The sequence below is a fragment of the Pseudomonas sp. FW215-R2 genome (assembly GCF_058789255.1).
Window position 1 is genome coordinate 115,086 of the sequence record NZ_JBYTBO010000013.1, and the last position, 16,677, is coordinate 131,762.

Consider the following 16,677-nt stretch of genomic DNA (forward strand, 5'->3'; position numbering starts at 1 on the left):
CGCTGAAAATTCTTTGAGTAGTGAAGGTGCCTCGACCGGCGAAACCGGCCGAGACGGTACAACCATCAGCCGCGATTAAACGACTGGAGCACGCCAGTCATCGGAACCCGAAGTACCGGATACTTCGTGGGTCCAGGTGATTTTGCGGTAGGTGAACTGCACTTCTTCCAGGTGGGTGAAGTGCGCGTTGCCTGGATCCTGGCAGTTGTGCATTTTGTTGTTGATGGCGACGATGATCGCGTCTTCCAGTTTGGTGGTGTAGTAGTGCTCTTGGGTGCCTTGCGCCGAAGTGCGGTACCACTGGATAACGATTTCGCTCATGCGCTCGCCGGAGGTCAGTGCTGCTTGCAGCAGAGGCGAAGCCTTGTCGTAGACCTTGGTGATCACAACGGGCTTGTGCACGCGCTGACCGGTTGGCTGACCGGATTGTGGGTCACGCGGGATGATCACGTCGTGGGTGAAAGCCTGAACCATGACCTGGTCTTCGTGGCCTTCCTGGTAGGTGTTGCCAACGGAGTCGGCGGTGAAGGCGCCGGCAGTGATCAGGCCTTGTTTTTCGCCGGTAACCGACATGTACGCTGGTGTTGCCATGGGGTGTGCTCCTTGCTGAATCGTTGGGTGCGCCGATAGGTGATATCACCCAAGAGGCGGCCAATGGCCATCAATTAGCATGCCAACTTTTTCAAACCCTTATAAACCGGGGGCTTGGTAAGTTTTCTTCGCAGATGCGGCGAAAACTCCCACTGAATTCGTCTAAAAGTGCGCAAGAAGTTGCGCAGTACTGCGCAACTTCTTGCGCACTTGGCTGTAGGCCTTGATCGGCAAGGCCTGTAGCGGTTTTTAACCTGGTTTTATTACGAACAACTGCGCAACTTCTTGCGCAGTTCAACCAATCCGGTCAGAGCTCTGGAATCAGGATTCCTGCAACGCCCGTGGCCGTTGACTGCGCTGTTCGGCTGCCGAATCCGGCGCCTGTTGCAACTGGAAGTCGAACTTCAATTCGGCACGACGCCCCGCGGCATCCTCACGAAACTCGACTTCCCCGACCAACCCCTCACGGGTCGCATAGGCGAAGTCATCCCACAGGTATTTGTCCCCCGACAGATTGATCTGCGTCGTCAGGTGTCGATGCCCAGGCGCGGAAATGAAGAAGTGAATATGAGCCGGGCGCTGGCCGTGGCGGCCGAGCAGGTTCAGGCATTCCTGAGTCGGGCCCTGGGGATCGCAGCCATAACCGGAAGGCACGATGCTGCGGGCACGGTAGCGGCCTTCGGCGTCGGTGATGATCCGGCGGCGCAGGTTGTAGTCAGACTGGCTCTGATCGAAGAACGAATAAGTACCCTTGGTGTTGGCATGCCACAGGTCGACCGTGGCGCCGGCCAGCGGCTGGCCCTGCGGATCGAACACCTGGCCTTCGATAAACATCACCGTGGCGACACCCTCTTCGCTGCCGTCGTCCATCCGGCATTCACCTTCGGACAGCGGCGCCCCGGCTACGTACAACGGGCCTTCGATGGTGCGCGGTGTGCCGCCGGTCAAACCGATCTGCGCGTCCTTGGCGTCCTGCAACAGGTCGAGGAAATGCTCAAGCCCGAGGCCGGCCACCAACAGCCCGGCTTCGGAGCGGCCACCCAGACGGTTGAGGTAATCGACGGCTTTCCAGAATTCGTCTTCGCTGATGTCGAGGTCTTCGATGATCCGGGCGGTGTCCTGCAACACCCGCAGGACGATGGTTTTCAAGCGCGAACTGCCGCCATCGTTGGCAAAACCGGCGGCTTCTTCGAAGAACTTCTGCAATTGGGCAGTGTGGGCAATGTTCACGGTCATGATGTTCACCTCATCTTGTTGTTGTGGGGTTGAGTCCGGGCTCAGCGGTCGTCGGTGTGGATCGACGAGGGGTGGCGGCAGAGGCCGTCGATCTCGATCTGCATGTAGGGAAACAGCGGCAACAGCATCAGGGTGTCGTGCAGCGCTTCGACGCTGGGCACGTCGAACACGCTGTAATTGGCGTAGTGCCCGGCGATGCGCCAGAGGTGGCGCCACTGGCCTTCGCGTTGCAGGCGCTGGGCGAGTTCCTTCTCGTCGGCCTTGAGCTTTGTGGCAACGGCCGGGTCCAGGTCGGCGGGCAATTTCACGGTCATTTTTACGTGGAACAGCATGGCGTTCTCCTTGGGGAATCAGTGCCGGCGAAAACGCGCCAGACGCTCTTCATCCAGCGTCAGGCCCAGGCCTGGGGTGCGTGGAATATGCAGGTGAAAGTCGCGGTACTGCGGGCGCTCGGTGACGATGTCTTCGGTCAGCAGCAACGGGCCGAACAGCTCGGTGTCCCACGTCAGTTGCCTGAGTGTGAGGAACGCGTGGGCCGAGGCCAGCGTGCCGATGGAGCCTTCGAGCATGGTGCCGCCGTACAGGGCGATGCCGGCGGCTTCGGCAATTTGCGCGGTGCGTAACACGGCGCGCGGACCGCCGTTCTTGGCGATTTTCAAGGCGAAGACGCTGGCGGCGCCGTCGGCGGCGAGGCTGAACGCGTCTTCCACGCTTTCGATGGATTCGTCGGCCATGATCGGCGCCGGGCTGCGCTGGTTCAGACGAATCTGCCCGGAACGATTGACTCGCGAGATCGGCTGCTCGATCAGGTCGATACCGTTATCGCCCAACACCTGACAGCCACGAATCGCCTGGGACTCGTCCCAGTACTGGTTGACGTCGACCCGCACACTGGCGCGATCACCCAAGGCTTTCTTGATCGCCACCACATGCTTGAGATCCTGCTCCAGCGGGTTGGCGCCGATCTTCAGTTTGAAGATCCGATGCCGTCGCAGATCAAGCATCTGCTCGGCCTCGGCGATGTCGCGGGCGGTGTCGCCACTGGCCAGTGTCCAGGCGACTTCGAGGCTGTCGCGGACCCGTCCGCCGAGCAGTTCGCTCACGGGCAGGCCAAGGCGTTTGCCTTGGGCGTCGAGCAATGCGCTCTCGATCCCGGACTTGGCGAAGGTGTTGCCCTTGGCGATTTTGTCGAGCTTCTGCATGGCGGCGTTGATGTTGCTCGCGTCCATGCCAATCAGCGCCGGCACCAGATGCGCGTCGATGTTGGCCTTGATGCTTTCCGGACTTTCGTAGCCATAGGCCAGGCCGCCGATGGTGGTGGCTTCGCCGATGCCTTCGATGCCGTCGCTGCAGCGCAGGCGCAGGATCACCAGCGTCTGGTTCTGCATCGTGTGCATCGCCAGTTTGTGCGGGCGGAGGGTCGGCAAGTCGACGACGATCGTCGACAGGTTTTCAATCAGGATTCGGTTCATTGAGATGTCCATTCAATAGGTGTCAGCCGAGATCGCCGCCACCGACCGGCAGCGTCACGCCGGTGATGTAGGAGGCATCGTCCGAGGCCAGAAACAGGATCGCGCCGACCTGTTCGTCGAGGGTTCCGTAGCGTTTCATCAGGCTGCTATCGAGGGTTTGCGCGACGATTTCCTGATACCAGGCTTGCTCCTGCGCGGACTGTTCGGCGGTGTTGCGCGGGATGCGCCGGGGAGGTGCTTCAGTGCCGCCGGGCGCGGTGGCGTTGACCCGGATCCCGCGCTCGGCATTCTCAAAAGCCAGGCACGCGGTCAGTGCGTTGATGCCGCCCTTGGCTGCGCCGTACGGAACACGGTTCAGGCTGCGGGTTGCAATCGACGACACGTTGACGATCGCGCCGCGCCCCTGCTTGAGCATGTACGGCAATGCGGCGTGGCAGCACCACAACGTCGGGAACAGCGAGCGGCGCACTTCGGCCTCGATCTGCTCGACGTCGTAGTGCTCGAACGGTTTGGCCCAAATGGTGCCGCCGACGTTGTTGACCAGCACATCCAGGCGCCCGAAAGCATCGATGGCGGCGCTCATCACCCGAGCGCAATCGGCGTATTGCTCAAGGTCGGCGGTCAGCGACAAAACGCCCTCGCCTTGCAGTTCGTGAACCAGTGCGGAGCGGTCGACGGCGACGACGTGTGCGCCCTCTTCCAGCAATCGCTCGCACACCCGGCGACCGATGCCTTGCGCCGCGCCGGTGACCAGCGCGACCTTGTTGGCGAATCTGTTGTTCATGACAACCTCGACATTCAGAAAAAAGACTCAGGCCGCCGCGAACTTCTCGTAGTAGAAATTCGCCGGCGTAATGCCCTGCTCACGGATGTACTGGCTGACCGCCTCGACCATCGGCGGCGGGCCGCACAGGTACACGTCGACATCGCCTTCGTTGAGGTGGCGCGGTTCGATGTGCTGGGTGACATAGCCCTTGAGCGGGTGCTGGCTCTGCGGATTGGCCACGCAGGCGCCGAAGCTGAAATTCGGGATGCGCGCGGCGAAGGCTTCGAGGCGGTCAAGTTCAACCAGATCGAAATCGTTGGTCACGCCGTAGATCAGGTGAACCGGATACTCGCTGCCCTGCTCGACGATTTTCTCCAGCATCGCCGTGAACGGGGCGAGCCCGGTGCCGCCCGCCAACAGCAGCAGCGGCCGCTTGATTTGCCGCAGGTAAAAACTGCCCAGCGGCCCGGCGAGATTCAGGCTGTCGCCGGCCTTGGCCAGCCCGGTCAGGAAGCTGCTCATCAGGCCGCCAGGGACATTGCGGATCAGGAAACTGACCTCCCCGTTCTTCTGCAACGAGCTGAAGGAATAGGCACGGGATTGCTCGCTGCCCGGCACTTGCAGGTTGACGTATTGTCCCGGCAGGAACGCCAGCTTGCTCAGGGACTCACCCTTGATCGACAGCGCGATGGTGCTCTCGGAGAGCTGCCGGACATCGCTGATCGACGCCTGATAACTCGCCTGTTCGGTCTTGCACACCTGCGAGCCGACCGGCACCCGCACCACGCAATCGCTTTCGGCGCGCATCTGGCAGGTCAGCACATAACCCTGGGCCAGTTCGTCTTCACTCAAGGCGTCTTCGATGAAGTTGTCGCCCATGTCGTATCGCCCGGCCTCGGCGAAACATTTGCAGGTGCCGCAGGCGCCGTCGCGGCAGTCCAGCGGGATGTTGATGCCTTGGCGATACGCCGCGTCGGCGACGGTTTCGTGGCCCGAGGCCTCGATGAAACGGGTGACCCCGTCTTCGAAATTCAGTGCGATCTGGTAACTCATGGTGCACCTCGCTCACAGCGTCGAGCCCGGCTCGCCGCCGTCTCGATCAGATGTGATAGATGTCGATGACCTGACGGACGTAATCGTTCTTCAGCACGACTTTCTTGGCCTTGATCAGCGGCTGTTCGCCGCGCAGGTCGAGGGTGTAGAAACTGCTGCCGAAGTAGCTGTCGGTGACCTGATAGCGAAAGCTCAGGGTGTGCCAGTTGAAGCGCACCTGGCATTGCCCTTCGCCTTGCTCGACGATCTCGATGTTGCTCAGGTTGTGCGAGGTGCGCGTATCGGGGATGGTCGCGCTGGAGCGCTCGGTCTTGATCCGGAATACCCGGTCTTCGAGGCCGCCACGGTTGCCGTACCAGATCAGCGAGATTTCGCTTTGCGGGTCTTCGGTCAGGGTGTCGTGATCGTCCCAGGCCGGCATCCAGAAACTGGCGTCGGCAGCGTAGAGCTCCAGCCACTGATCCCACTGGGCGTCGTCCAGATAACGTGCTTCGCGGTAGAGAAAATCGCGCACGGTGTCGTAGAGGTTGCTCATTGCACGGCCTCCACGGGGATCAGGTTTTTATCGCTGGCAACGGCCTTGAGCATGGTTTCCTGCCAGTACTTGTGTTGCAGCACGAACAGGCCTTCGTCTTCGGTACGCATGCCGGACAGCAATGGCTTGAGGTCGATTTCCTCGGCCGCCGCGTCCGCGCCTTCGACCCAATGGGTCGCGCCACGGGACATGTCGTTCCAGCCGCGCCCGGCGCCGTAGCCGGTCTGGCACGAGCGGAATTCTTCGAGGTCATCCGGGGTGGCCATGCCGCTGACGTTGAAGAAGTCTTCGTATTGGCGAATGCGTTTGGCCCGAGCCTCGGCGCTCTCGCCTTTGGGCGCGATGCAATAAATGGTGATCTCGGTCTTGTCGATGGAGATCGGCCGGGCGATGCGGATCTGCGAACTGAACTGATCCATCAGGTACACGTTGGGGTACAGGCACAGGTTGCGCGAGTTCTCGATCATCCAGTCGGCGCGAGCCTGGCCAAAGTCCCGGACCAGTTCATCGCGACGCTCGTACGCCGGACGGTCCTCGGGGTTGGCCCAGCGGGTCCAGAGCAGCAGATGGCCGTGCTCGAACGAGTAGAAACCACCCCCCTTCTTCGCCCAGCTGCCGGCGCTCATGGTCTTGATTTCTTCACCGGCGTCGCGCTGCTGACGCTGGTTCTGAGTGGCGGCGTAGTTCCAGTGCACGGAGCTGACGTGATAGCCGTCGGCGCCATTTTCGGCGGTGAGTTTCCAGTTGCCTTCATAGATGTAAGAGCTGGAACCACGCAGCACTTCAAGGCCTTCGGGGGACTGATCGACGATCATGTCGATGATCCTGGCCGACTCGCCCAGGTGCTCGACGAGAGACTTCACGTCGGCATTCAGGCTGCCGAACAGGAAGCCGCGATAGGATTCGAAACGCGCGACTTTGGTCAGGTCGTGGGAGCCTTCGCAGTTGAAGCCTTCGGGGTAGCCGGCCTCGCTCGGGTCTTTGACCTTGAGCAGTTTGCCGCTGTTGTTGAACGTCCAGCCGTGGAACGGACAGGTGTAGCTGGAACGGTTGCCGGACTTGTGCCGGCACAGCATGGCACCGCGATGGCTGCACGCATTGAGAAAGGCATTGAGTTCACCAGCCTTGTTGCGGGCGATGAAGACGGGTTGGCGGCCCATGGTGGTGGTCAGAAAGTCATTGACGTTGGGGATCTGGCTTTCATGGGCGAGGTAGATCCAGTTGCCTTCGAAGATGTGCGCCATCTCCAGTTCGAACAGCCGCGGATCGGTGAACATCTCCCGCTTGCAGCGGTAGGCACCCTTCTCGGGGTCCTCTTCAAGCATGGCATTGAGGTAGTCGATTCCCAGGGACATGGCCGGGGCCTCCATTGTTATTGTTCAGGCCAGGTCAGATTAGGGAGGCAACGCGGGAGGCAATATCCGAATCCTGCAGAGCGTTATCCGTTTTGTGCAGGACGGTGCGGCAGGTGCTTCAGGTTGTTTCGGGGCGGGAATTTCAGTGACGGCGTTTGAAGGTCACGGACGGCAGTTCGCCGAACTGCTGGCGATAGCTTTCGGAGAAACGCCCGAGGTGCAGGAAGCCGTAGTCCAGTGCCAGCTCGGTGAGGTTGCGCACCGGGCAACTCGGATCGCTGAGGCAGGTATGAATACGTTCCAGCTTGCGCTGGCGGATGTATTGCATCGGGGTCACGCCGAGCTGGCGTTCGAACAGGGCGTACAGGGAACGCGGGCTCAAGTTCGCCTGTGTGGCCAGGTGTTCGGCAGGCAGATCCTGTTTCAGGTTGCGCTCTATATAGTCGAGGATGCGTTCAAAACTGACACTCGGTGAACTCAGGCACTCGCGACTGACGTTGGTGTTCATCAGCGAGATCAGTTTGCTGCCGACGATCTGCGCGTAATGCTCCTGCACCCGCAGCAACGGATCGCTGGCTTCGGCTTCCTGGCAGATCATGCCGAGCAGGTTGGTAAAACCTTCCAGCTCATCGAGCCGGTAATGATTGCGCAGAAACCGGATGCCACCGGCAGGATGCAACCAGCGCTGCTCGTCGCACACCGACTCCAGCACGCTGACCGGCACCTTGAGGATGAATTTCTCGCAATCGTCGGAATAGGTCAGATCGACCGGATCGTCCGGGTTGATCAACAACAATTCGCCCGGCACCAGATGATGCTCGCGCTTGGGCCCGCGCCACAGACAGTTGCCTTGCAGCAGGACTTGCAGGTGATAGACCGTTTCCAGCGCCACCGAAGTGACGCGAACGCTGCCGCCATAGCTGATACGACACAGATCGAGGTCGGCGAGTTTGCGGTGGTTGAGGCTGGCTTGGGGATGGGTAGTCCGGGACAGGCCGATGAAATGCTGGCCGACGTGCTGGTTCACATAGTCGGAGACGGCATACGGGTCAGCGTGGCGAAACACGCTGCTGCGGTCGCTCAGCAGGCGGTTGTCCATGGGCAAGGCACTCGATCTTCTATTTATTGTGTGATCACGGGTGGTTCACCGGTCACAGTACGCCGGAGTGTCGGGGTGGGCAATTGGACGAAGGTTTGGCTGTCCGGTGATCGAACGCTTTCATCGAATCGGGATTGACGGCCCCAAACGAAAAAACCACCCGCGAGCAGGTGGTTTTGATCAGGACAGCAAACGCAGTCATTCAGCGGTCGGCATGCTGCTCCAGCAAGGTGTAGGCTTCGCCGGTAAACCGGTAGCTCTTGTCAGGCTGAAACACGATGACGCCCTCCTCGCACAAACGCTTGAGCACTTCCCTGACGCTGATGAACTGAATGCCGCTGACAAACGCCTGCAGATACCCATGCACCCCGCGCCCGCCAACGGCGCGTCCTTCGCGTGCTGCAACCAGCAAGGCATCGATCACTTTGATCCGGATCAGACTGGTGCGCAGCCCGTAATAATGCAGCAGCTCACGGATATGCTCATTGGTGCTGCGCTCGAAATCGAAGGCCCGCTGCCCCTTCGCCAACGAAAACTGCGATTGCTTGCCAGAGGACGTCGATGCCGGGCTGGTTAACATGCAAATGCTCCTTTTTATGATCAGCCGCTGTGCGTAGCTCTATATAGAAGAAGGCGCACTCAGCAGTGCGCCTCCGATCAGAAGTCGACGGTCGCCGACAACTGCAACGTGCGTGGATAGCCCGGGGAGAACGCGCCGTAGGACGCCACACCCGACCAGTACTCACGATCAAACACGTTCTGTACCGTGGCGCGGAACGTCGTCGGCCGACCTTCGATCTTGGTGGCGTAGCGAGCGCCGGCGTCGATGCGGGTCCAGGATGGAAGCTCCTGGGTGTTGGCCTGATTGACGTATTGGCTGTCGGTGTAGATCGCGCCGCCAGTCAGGGTGAAACCTTCGACCCACGGTGTGTCCCACTCGGCCCAAAGGTTGGCCTGGACATCCGGCACGCCCACCGGTTTGTTGCCACGGTTGGCGGCGGTGGCCGAATCCGTCAGTTCGCCGTCCAGCAAGGTCACGCCACCCATCAGGCGAGTGCCCGGCGCGACTTCACCGAACATGCTCAACTCGACGCCACGGTTACGTTGTTCGGCCTGCACCGAGAACACATTGCCGGCGCCGATTTCGCCGCTCGGTTTCTCGATCTGGAACAGGGCCAGGGTGGTCATGAACGTGCCGTGTTCGTACTTCACGCCGATTTCATGTTGCTTGGACTTGTAGGGGGCGAACGTTTCGCCGGAGTTGGCTGCGGTGCCTGGAGCGATATCACCTTTGCTCAGGCCTTCGACGTAATTGTAGTACAGCGAAACGTCTTCCCATGGTTTGACCACTACGCCTGCTAGCGGTGTGGTCGCACTGTCGTCGTAGCGGGAGCTGACCGAACCCGACGCGTTGTAGTTACGCGACTCGATGTCCTGTCGGCGTACACCGAGGGTCAACTGAATCCGGTCATCCAGAAAGCCGAGGGTATCGGTCAGTGCGACGCCAGACAGTTCCGATTCGGAAATGCGCAGCACTTTCGGCGAGCTGATGTACTGCTTGGGCACGTCTACCGGGTGATAGATGTTCGAGCGGATTTCCGTGCCGTTGTTGATGCCACGGGACAATTCGTCCTGATAACGGGTCGCCATGACCGTGGTCGTGTGGGTGACCGGGCCGGTGGCGAACAGTGCACGCATCCCCACGTCAGCCGTCGAACGGTCGACGTTGAATTTGTAGTAACCGGGGATGTTGCTGGTGTCGCCGGCGTCGTTGAGGATTCTCGGCACCTGGTCGGACATGCGCTTGACGTCGGAGCGACCGCCACCGGCGTGGGCGAACACGGTCAGGTTATCGTTGAGGTCATACTCGCCGCCGAGCAATGCCGACTGTTCCTTGGTGTCCGACCAGCCCCAGTCCTGCGGCAGGTTGGTGCGGCCGTTCGGCGCCGATGGAACCTTCACACCCGGTGCAATGGTGAACGGTCGCGAGGCCGCGTCGAAGCTCTCTTTCTGGCTGATGTAATCCAGGTTCAGGCGCAACCGCTCGCCCTTGTAATCGAGTGCGATGGCGCCGATGTTCAGCGCGCGTTCCTGATCGTTGATCGCGGTGTCGCCGCCCTGGGTACTGCCGTTGAAGCGGATGCCAAACTGGTTCTCGCTGCCGAAACGCCGACTGACGTCCAGATGCCCGCCCACTTGCGAGTCGGAAGCATAAGTGCCGGTGAAGCGGGTCAGGTCTTCGTCCAGTGGCCGCTTGGGCACGATGTTGATCACACCGCCAACGCCGCTGTTGGGGGAAATGCCGTACATCAGCGCGCCCGGCCCTTTGAGCACTTCAACGCGTTCGGCGTATTCGGTGAACACCCGATAGTTGGGCGCGACGCCGTACACACCGTCGTAGGCCAGCTCGCCGAGGTTGCCCTCGCCTATTGCAAATCCGCGAATGAAAAACGAATCGACGATGCCGCCAGTCTGCCCGGTGGAGCGTACCGAAGGGTCGCGTTCCAGCGCATCGGCCACGGTCACCGTTTGCAGATCCGCGAGGGTCTTGGCGGTGTAGCTGGTCACACTGAACGGCGTGTCCATCACGTCCTTGTTGCCCATCATCCCCAGCCTTGCGCCTCGGGCGACCTGGCCTCCGGCGAGCACTTCCGGCAAGGCAGTCGCGCCGTTGTAGCTGCCCGTAACGTTGGTGGTATCCAGCGTCAGCCCTTCCGTGGCGGCGACGTCCTGTTGCTCGGATTGCTTGGGGTCTGCTGCCCAGACAGTGGCGCTTCCTGCGGCCAGAATAGAACTCAGCATGGCGGTGCGAATAGCCAGCGTTAACGCGCGTTCACTGCAAGGTCGACGTGCAACAGACATGACGATGGGGTCCTTCTCGAATGGCTGAAAATGGTAATGACTCCTATTTGCCAGTCGACAATCGAAAAAGTATCAGCGTCGTTGATTATTTTTTTGCGAGCGGATGGCTCGGAAGAGAACGTCCGGAGGATGGGCTGCGAAACCCACCCTCCGACGCCGGTCAGTCGTACAGGCATTGCAGCGGAATGGAGATCACCGGCAGCGCGGGGTCGAACGCGTGCCGGGTGGTCTTGTACGGGAACAGTTCGCCGCGCTCGATGGTGGTGAATATCCGCGCCACTTCGAACGCCTGCCCGGTTTGCCAGTGCCGTACACAGACTCGCGGATCGGCGTAGTCGAGCTGGATGCACGGCACCCGTTTCAACCCCAGCGCCCGCGCCGCGTTGAACCGGTGATTGCCGTCCATCACGATGCCCCGGGAGCGCTCGACGATGATCGGTTCCAGCCAGTGTCCGGCCTGGATGATCGCCTCGCGCAGCCGCTGCACGTTGAGCGGATCGACCTGCTCGGATTGCCGCACGTCGCACAGTGGTCGCAGGGCAATCTGGTAACCATGTCCCATGATTCGTCCCCCGTTTCAGCAGGCATCCGCGTTGGCAACCAGCGCGTACTGGCTGGCCATGTCCCGCAGGCGTTGCGCCTGCTCGATCAGCGGCAGATCGACCATTTCACCGTCGACTTGCACCGCGTGGCTGCCCCCGGCCACGGCGTTGAGGACCCGATCCGCCCACGCCAGTTGGCGGGCGTTGGGCAGGTAGGCTTTCTGCACCGTGGCGATTTGCGAAGGATGGATACACAACTTGGCGCCGAACCCCAGCGACCGGGCGTAACGCGAGTCGCGCTCGACCACTGCCATGTCGCTGATGGCCGGGGTCACGCCATCGATCGGTGCCGGCAGACCGGCTACGCGCGACGCCAGCACGATGCGATTTCGAGCGAACAGAAACGCCTCGGGAATCTGGCTGCAATCGATATCCAGGGAAAAATCCAGCGAACCGAATGCCAGCCGTGCCAAACCGGGAATCGCCGCAATTGCCTCGACCTGATGCAAGCCTTTGGCGGTCTCGATGATGGCGACGATTTGCAGGTCGGGGTTCCACGCCAGCAGGCGCTCGACCACACGGGACAGGCTCTCTGGACATTCGGCCTTGGGCAGGAAAATCCCGGCGCAGCGCTCGGGATAGCGCATGTCACCCAGCCAGGTCATGTCCTGGCGAAACAGCGAACTGCCGACGCTGTTCAGCCGGATGTAACGCTGGCAGGCGGTTTCGGGCGTGCTCTGCTGCCAGGCCCAGATCGATGCCCGGGCCACGGCTTTGCTGTTCGGATGAACGGCATCTTCGAGGTCGAGAATGATCGCATCCGGCCCGGCTTCGACCGCTTTGGAAAAGCGTTCCGGCCGGTTACCGGGAACGAACAGGTAGCTGATGGGAAGCGTGGCGTTGGTGCTGTGACGAACAGTCATCGGGACTCTCCTGAGCGTGCTTCAGTCGTGGGTTTTCAAAAAAATTCGAACACCTGTTACAGGGGGAAAACCAGGTTGCATCCGGGTGTCTTGAATCAACCGCCAACACCTTGAATAACAAGGCGTTGACGGTTTTTAAAATCAACACGCGAGCGCTTACTTGAGCATGCGAATAAGCGGCTTCGCACTCCTCTGTTGTGTGTGTTCATTCAAAAATATTTGAAAACCTTACTTGATAATCATTCCTGTTCGCAATATTGTTCGAGCCGCTGACAGGGTCAAGACTCAAATCAAGACCTGAAATTTTGTTCACGAAAAGTTCGGCGCAATGATGTCATTTACATGTCAGGTAATGGCACTTCAAAAGAGACAAGGCCATCAGTTATTGGCCTTCTCCTTGCCTGCCTGAGCCTTAAGGAGTGGGGTTCTCATGAAACAGCTTTGTGAAAATTTTATGAAAGAAAATACCCCGAGTTTATTTGCTGAGCGGATCTGTCACCCGCCGCCACCTCTTTAAACACTCGTATCTGACGAGCAGCAAGAACACACGACTCGACAAGCATTAGTTGTCGACCTGCACATGGCGATTATCGACGCCAGAGGTTTTCTATGCCTGAATTAATTGCGCCGACAGTTAAAGAAACAATCGAAACCCAATACCAAAAAGTGCTGAAACCGTTACTTGATCCTGTTATCGATAACTTTCTTAAACATTCTCCGAAAGCACTTGCCGAACTTGTTAAACAACACGGATCCCCACTGAACCTGGTGTGGCCGCATGCGTTTGAAGCCAATGCTCAAGCGCTGCAATCGGTGTTGAAACGACACGACGTCGACTACGCGATTTTCTACGGTGCCAAAGCCAACAAGTCACAATGCCTGCTGGCTGCGGCATCGGCGTCGGGCATCGGCACCGATGTATCGAGTCTCTTCGAGCTGCAAGCGGCACTGCGCGCCGGAACCCCGGCGGAACATCTGTGTGCGACCGGGCCGGCCAAAACGGCAGCGTTTCATAGCGCACTGGTGCAAGGCGGATCGCTAATTTGTGTGGACTCACTGGAAGAGTTCGGCCATCTCAAAGCGTTGCTCGACACTTCGCAACCACCGGCCAAAGCCCGGATCCTGCTGCGTTACAGGCCGACAAGTTGCCCGGCGAGCCGATTCGGAATGGGTGCGGATGATTTGTTTCAGTGCCTGCAATACCTGATCGAACAACGTGAGTCGTTCCACTTCGAAGGCTTCCATTTCCACCTCGGCGGTTACGGTTACGAAACCCGGGTACAGGCTTTCCGTGAAGTTTCCGGGTTCTTCGATGCAGCCAGGGAAATGGGCCTCGACCCGGTCATGATCGACATCGGTGGAGGCCTGCCGATGCGATATGTAGACCCACAGGACTACAACAGCTTTTTGCAGAACGACAACAATCCTGGTCATTATCAGAATGGTCGAGTGCCCAACGCTTATTACCCTTATGGCAGCAGTCTGACGGCTTGCCAGTGGCTGGAGTTATTCCTGGAGTCCGATCACTCCCCGGGAAAAACCATCACGAGTTACTTGAAGAGTCAGAATATAAAACTGGCACTGGAGCCTGGCCGAAGTCTGGTTGACCAGGCCGCCATCACCATCTTTCGCGTCACCCGCACAAAACAACTGACCGACAACAAAGTTGTGATTTTCGCCGAAGGCAGCAGTTTCAGCGCATGCGAAACCTGGTTCTCGTCTGAATACCTTGTCGATCCAATCCTGATCACTTCGAAAGAGTCGAAACTTGCTCCAATGCAAGCCTACATTGCCGGGCATAGTTGCCTTGATGACGACGTGATCACTCATCGCCTGATCAACTTCGATACACCACCACAAACCGGCGACTTATTGATCTACGCCAACACTGCCGGTTATCAGATGGACTTGTTGGAAAACGAATTTCATCGCCACCCGTTGCCACAACGACTGAGGGCGACGTGTTGTACGGAAGGTAACTACGCATTCACACCTGACTATTAAGGGAAGACGTCCAGATGATACTGAATAAAGTTTCGGATCTTATTGGCAATACACCAATGTTGGGCATCGATGTTCCGGATACCAACGCCCGGCTTTTATTGAAGATAGAGAAGAACAACCCCGGCGGCAGTATTAAAGACCGTATGGCGCGAAACATGGTATTGGCGGCGCTCAAGTCCGGAAAGTTGAAACCCGGTGGCGTGGTCGTGGAATCGTCTTCCGGCAATACCGGCATCGGCCTGGCCATGGCAGCCGTTGAGTTCGACCTGCATTTCATTGCCGTGGTCGATCACCATGCGGCGCAGGACAAGATCGCGGTGATGAAGGCACTGGGGGCGGAAATCCGTTTTGTTGCTGGCACTTACCGGGAAGACGAAGTGGCCGTGGTCGAGCGTCAACGGCTGGCCGCCGAACTCGCCTCGCAGATCCCCGGCGCGGTGTTCATGAACCAGTCCGACAACGCTGCCAACGCCGGCGGCTACAGCGATTTCGTCCGTGAAACCATTGCCCAGGCCGGTGGCCACATCGGCGCGTACGTTGGTTGCGTCGGCACCGGCGGCTCGATGACCGGCATCGCACGGGGCCTGAAACTGCACAACCCGGACATCGTCACCGTGGCCGTCGAGCCGGCCGGTTCCATCGTCTTCGGCCATCCCGGCTATCCGTATTACCAGTCGGGAACCGGCACCCCTGCCGGCGACACCGTCGGCCTGGTGCTCGACTACAGCTGCATCGACCTGGGCTTGCAAGTCACCGATTCACAGGCCTTCGAAACCGCCCGCTACATCGCGCGCAATCTGGCCCTGCTGGTCGGCGGCTCTACTGGTGGCGCGATTTTCAAGGCGCTGGAGCTGATTCACAAAGGCACGTTGACCGGCAACGTCGTGGTGCCGATTGCCGACGGCGGCGAGAAATACCTGCACACCGTATTCGACGACAACTGGCTGGAAGAACGGGACCTGCTGGACCCGGGCGTCGCACCGCAACTGGATCGCTGGCTGGGCAAGACCCGCTGGCTGGAATCCGACGCCACTCCCCTGCAATTGAGCGTCGCCTGACGCGTCTCCCACACAGGAAAGTCTCTGTATGAAACCGCTGAAAGTCGCCATCTGCGGCGCAGGCCGGACCGGGCATCTGAATGCCATTCTGTTTAAACAGCTGCCCAATGTTCAGGTCTCGATGCTCACCAACAATAAGGAGGTGGTCGACCAGCACCTCGCCAACCTGCCGATGCTGGCGCTGATGCCAGACGGCTCGACACTGAGCGCGCGACCGGACCAGGTCAGCACCGACGCCAGCGTCGTGGTGGCCGACGCCGACATCGTGATCATCACGGTGCCGGCCCATGCCCGACCACAAACCCTGCAAGCCATCGCGCCGCATTTGAGTTCGAGCAAACCGGTGTACGTCGGCGCCATTCCGGGTTTCTGCGGCTTCGACTGGCTGGCGGAAGCCACGTTGGGCGAACGTTCGAACGTGGTGATCTGGGGCATGAAGGATGTGCCGCACACCGCGTTCGATCTGAAGCCGGGCGTGTCGGTGAAGATGGGCGGCGGCAAGAGCCAGTTGTATGTCGCGCTGCACGACCGGGAATCAGCGCAATCACGGCAGCACCTGGAAGAAATCCTCACGACGCTCTATGGCCCCTGCGTGACGATGCTCGACCACTACCTGGAAATCACACTGACACCGGGCAATCCGATCATGCACAGCTCGGTGATTTACGGGTTGATCGGTCCCTACGGCCAGTGGCATCGCAAGATCTTCCCGCAGCGCATGTGCTGGTGGACCGAGTGCCCCGAGCTGGGCGCCTATTTCCTCGAACGCATGGATCAGGAAAGTCAGGAGCTGTGCTCGGTGATCAGCCAGCGCATGGGCATCGACCTGTCTTCGGTCAAATCCCTCAAGCAGGAAATCGTCGAGGCTTACGGGGAGCAGATCCGCGATCAGAGCAGCATGCTGTCGATCCTGCGCACCAACCAGGCCTACAACGACATCCTCGCCCCGATGATTCCAGCCGATGACAACCGCGCCGGCTACGTGATCGAACGTGAAAGCCGCGCCTTCAATGAAGACGTCGCCTACGGCCTGGTGCTGCTGGTGGAAATGGCCCGGCGCTTCGAACTGAAAGTCCCCTACATCGAAGAAGTCCTGCAATGGAGCGTTTCCTACATGCAGGGCCTGCGCGACTCGGCGCTCGACTACTTCCCCAGCCAATGGCCGCGCACGGCGTGAGCGG

16 protein-coding genes are annotated in these 16,677 nt (G+C 59.8%); 3 read left to right on the forward strand and 13 right to left on the reverse strand.

Going from position 1 to position 16,677, the window contains the following annotated elements; genetic code table 11:
- Positions 1–75: 75 nt before the first annotated feature.
- The 13 genes from AC3WRD_RS18955 to AC3WRD_RS19015 all read right to left on the reverse strand — a co-directional run bounded on the left by AC3WRD_RS18955 (position 76) and on the right by AC3WRD_RS19015 (position 12,434).
- Entirely contained in the window at positions 76–591 is a 516-nt protein-coding gene (locus tag AC3WRD_RS18955; RefSeq protein WP_007949952.1) for an Hcp family type VI secretion system effector, read from the reverse strand.
- Between the two features lie 321 nt (positions 592–912).
- On the reverse strand, positions 913–1,827 hold the full coding sequence (gene catA / locus AC3WRD_RS18960; protein WP_102622471.1) for a catechol 1,2-dioxygenase: 915 nt from the start codon (positions 1,825–1,827) through the stop codon (positions 913–915).
- 41 nt (positions 1,828–1,868) lie between these two features.
- A complete protein-coding gene (catC, locus tag AC3WRD_RS18965) occupies positions 1,869–2,159 on the reverse strand; it encodes a muconolactone Delta-isomerase (protein WP_102622470.1) in 291 nt (96 codons plus the stop codon).
- A gap of 18 nt (positions 2,160–2,177) precedes the next feature.
- Positions 2,178–3,299: a muconate cycloisomerase family protein gene (locus tag AC3WRD_RS18970; RefSeq protein WP_102622469.1), complete on the reverse strand. Its 1,122-nt coding sequence runs from the start codon at positions 3,297–3,299 to the stop codon at positions 2,178–2,180.
- 22 nt (positions 3,300–3,321) lie between these two features.
- Positions 3,322–4,083: a 1,6-dihydroxycyclohexa-2,4-diene-1-carboxylate dehydrogenase gene (locus AC3WRD_RS18975; protein WP_102622468.1), complete on the reverse strand. Its 762-nt coding sequence runs from the start codon at positions 4,081–4,083 to the stop codon at positions 3,322–3,324.
- A 27-nt stretch (positions 4,084–4,110) separates the two neighbouring features.
- Positions 4,111–5,118, reverse strand: coding sequence for a benzoate 1,2-dioxygenase electron transfer component BenC (gene benC / locus AC3WRD_RS18980; protein ID WP_102622467.1), 1,008 nt, complete (start codon positions 5,116–5,118; stop codon positions 4,111–4,113).
- Between the two features lie 46 nt (positions 5,119–5,164).
- Positions 5,165–5,653 carry a benzoate 1,2-dioxygenase small subunit gene (benB, locus tag AC3WRD_RS18985; protein WP_102622466.1) on the reverse strand — a complete coding sequence of 163 codons (489 nt, stop codon included), beginning with the start codon at positions 5,651–5,653 and terminating at the stop codon, positions 5,165–5,167.
- Complete coding sequence (gene benA / locus AC3WRD_RS18990) at positions 5,650–7,008, reverse strand: benzoate 1,2-dioxygenase large subunit (RefSeq protein ID WP_102622465.1); 1,359 nt, start codon at positions 7,006–7,008, stop codon at positions 5,650–5,652. The genes benB and benA overlap by 4 nt, the downstream gene beginning before the upstream one ends.
- Before the next feature lie 142 nt (positions 7,009–7,150).
- On the reverse strand, positions 7,151–8,107 hold the full coding sequence (locus AC3WRD_RS18995) for an AraC family transcriptional regulator (protein ID WP_102622464.1): 957 nt from the start codon (positions 8,105–8,107) through the stop codon (positions 7,151–7,153).
- Positions 8,108–8,309: 202 nt separating this feature from the next.
- Complete coding sequence (locus AC3WRD_RS19000; protein ID WP_255261920.1) at positions 8,310–8,687, reverse strand: fe2+ zn2+ uptake regulation protein; 378 nt, start codon at positions 8,685–8,687, stop codon at positions 8,310–8,312.
- Positions 8,688–8,764: 77 nt separating this feature from the next.
- Positions 8,765–10,969 carry a TonB-dependent receptor gene (locus tag AC3WRD_RS19005; RefSeq protein WP_102622463.1) on the reverse strand — a complete coding sequence of 735 codons (2,205 nt, stop codon included), beginning with the start codon at positions 10,967–10,969 and terminating at the stop codon, positions 8,765–8,767.
- Positions 10,970–11,129: 160 nt separating this feature from the next.
- Complete coding sequence (locus AC3WRD_RS19010; RefSeq protein ID WP_085708451.1) at positions 11,130–11,531, reverse strand: ParB N-terminal domain-containing protein; 402 nt, start codon at positions 11,529–11,531, stop codon at positions 11,130–11,132.
- 15 nt (positions 11,532–11,546) lie between these two features.
- On the reverse strand, positions 11,547–12,434 hold the full coding sequence (locus AC3WRD_RS19015; RefSeq protein ID WP_096820698.1) for an HpcH/HpaI aldolase/citrate lyase family protein: 888 nt from the start codon (positions 12,432–12,434) through the stop codon (positions 11,547–11,549).
- A gap of 609 nt (positions 12,435–13,043) precedes the next feature.
- Here AC3WRD_RS19015 and AC3WRD_RS19020 point away from each other — a divergent pair.
- The 3 genes from AC3WRD_RS19020 to AC3WRD_RS19030 are packed head-to-tail and all read left to right on the forward strand — an operon-like array spanning position 13,044 to position 16,673.
- Positions 13,044–14,438 (forward strand): Y4yA family PLP-dependent enzyme, encoded by a 1,395-nt coding sequence (locus AC3WRD_RS19020; RefSeq protein WP_102622462.1) that lies wholly within the window; start codon positions 13,044–13,046, stop codon positions 14,436–14,438.
- 14 nt (positions 14,439–14,452) lie between these two features.
- Positions 14,453–15,496 carry a PLP-dependent cysteine synthase family protein gene (locus AC3WRD_RS19025; protein ID WP_096820696.1) on the forward strand — a complete coding sequence of 348 codons (1,044 nt, stop codon included), beginning with the start codon at positions 14,453–14,455 and terminating at the stop codon, positions 15,494–15,496.
- Between the two features lie 28 nt (positions 15,497–15,524).
- Positions 15,525–16,673: an NAD/NADP-dependent octopine/nopaline dehydrogenase family protein gene (locus tag AC3WRD_RS19030; RefSeq protein WP_102622461.1), complete on the forward strand. Its 1,149-nt coding sequence runs from the start codon at positions 15,525–15,527 to the stop codon at positions 16,671–16,673.
- Positions 16,674–16,677 lie beyond the last annotated feature (4 nt).

What these genes read in the sequence shown, in the direction of transcription:
- benA (WP_102622465.1), bottom strand. Translation starts at nt 7,008, where the DNA reads ATGTCCCTGGGAATCGACTACCTCAATGCCATGCTTGAAGAGGACCCC.
- AC3WRD_RS19025 (WP_096820696.1), top strand. Translation starts at nt 14,453, where the DNA reads ATGATACTGAATAAAGTTTCGGATCTTATTGGCAATACACCAATGTTG.
- AC3WRD_RS18995 (WP_102622464.1), bottom strand. Translation starts at nt 8,107, where the DNA reads ATGGACAACCGCCTGCTGAGCGACCGCAGCAGCGTGTTTCGCCACGCT.
- catC (WP_102622470.1), bottom strand. Translation starts at nt 2,159, where the DNA reads ATGCTGTTCCACGTAAAAATGACCGTGAAATTGCCCGCCGACCTGGAC.
- AC3WRD_RS19020 (WP_102622462.1), top strand. Translation starts at nt 13,044, where the DNA reads ATGCCTGAATTAATTGCGCCGACAGTTAAAGAAACAATCGAAACCCAA.
- AC3WRD_RS18975 (WP_102622468.1), bottom strand. Translation starts at nt 4,083, where the DNA reads ATGAACAACAGATTCGCCAACAAGGTCGCGCTGGTCACCGGCGCGGCG.
- AC3WRD_RS18970 (WP_102622469.1), bottom strand. Translation starts at nt 3,299, where the DNA reads ATGAACCGAATCCTGATTGAAAACCTGTCGACGATCGTCGTCGACTTG.
- AC3WRD_RS19000 (WP_255261920.1), bottom strand. Translation starts at nt 8,687, where the DNA reads ATGTTAACCAGCCCGGCATCGACGTCCTCTGGCAAGCAATCGCAGTTT.
- benC (WP_102622467.1), bottom strand. Translation starts at nt 5,118, where the DNA reads ATGAGTTACCAGATCGCACTGAATTTCGAAGACGGGGTCACCCGTTTC.
- catA (WP_102622471.1), bottom strand. Translation starts at nt 1,827, where the DNA reads ATGACCGTGAACATTGCCCACACTGCCCAATTGCAGAAGTTCTTCGAA.
- AC3WRD_RS18955 (WP_007949952.1), bottom strand. Translation starts at nt 591, where the DNA reads ATGGCAACACCAGCGTACATGTCGGTTACCGGCGAAAAACAAGGCCTG.
- AC3WRD_RS19005 (WP_102622463.1), bottom strand. Translation starts at nt 10,969, where the DNA reads ATGTCTGTTGCACGTCGACCTTGCAGTGAACGCGCGTTAACGCTGGCT.
- benB (WP_102622466.1), bottom strand. Translation starts at nt 5,653, where the DNA reads ATGAGCAACCTCTACGACACCGTGCGCGATTTTCTCTACCGCGAAGCA.
- AC3WRD_RS19010 (WP_085708451.1), bottom strand. Translation starts at nt 11,531, where the DNA reads ATGGGACATGGTTACCAGATTGCCCTGCGACCACTGTGCGACGTGCGG.
- AC3WRD_RS19030 (WP_102622461.1), top strand. Translation starts at nt 15,525, where the DNA reads ATGAAACCGCTGAAAGTCGCCATCTGCGGCGCAGGCCGGACCGGGCAT.
- AC3WRD_RS19015 (WP_096820698.1), bottom strand. Translation starts at nt 12,434, where the DNA reads ATGACTGTTCGTCACAGCACCAACGCCACGCTTCCCATCAGCTACCTG.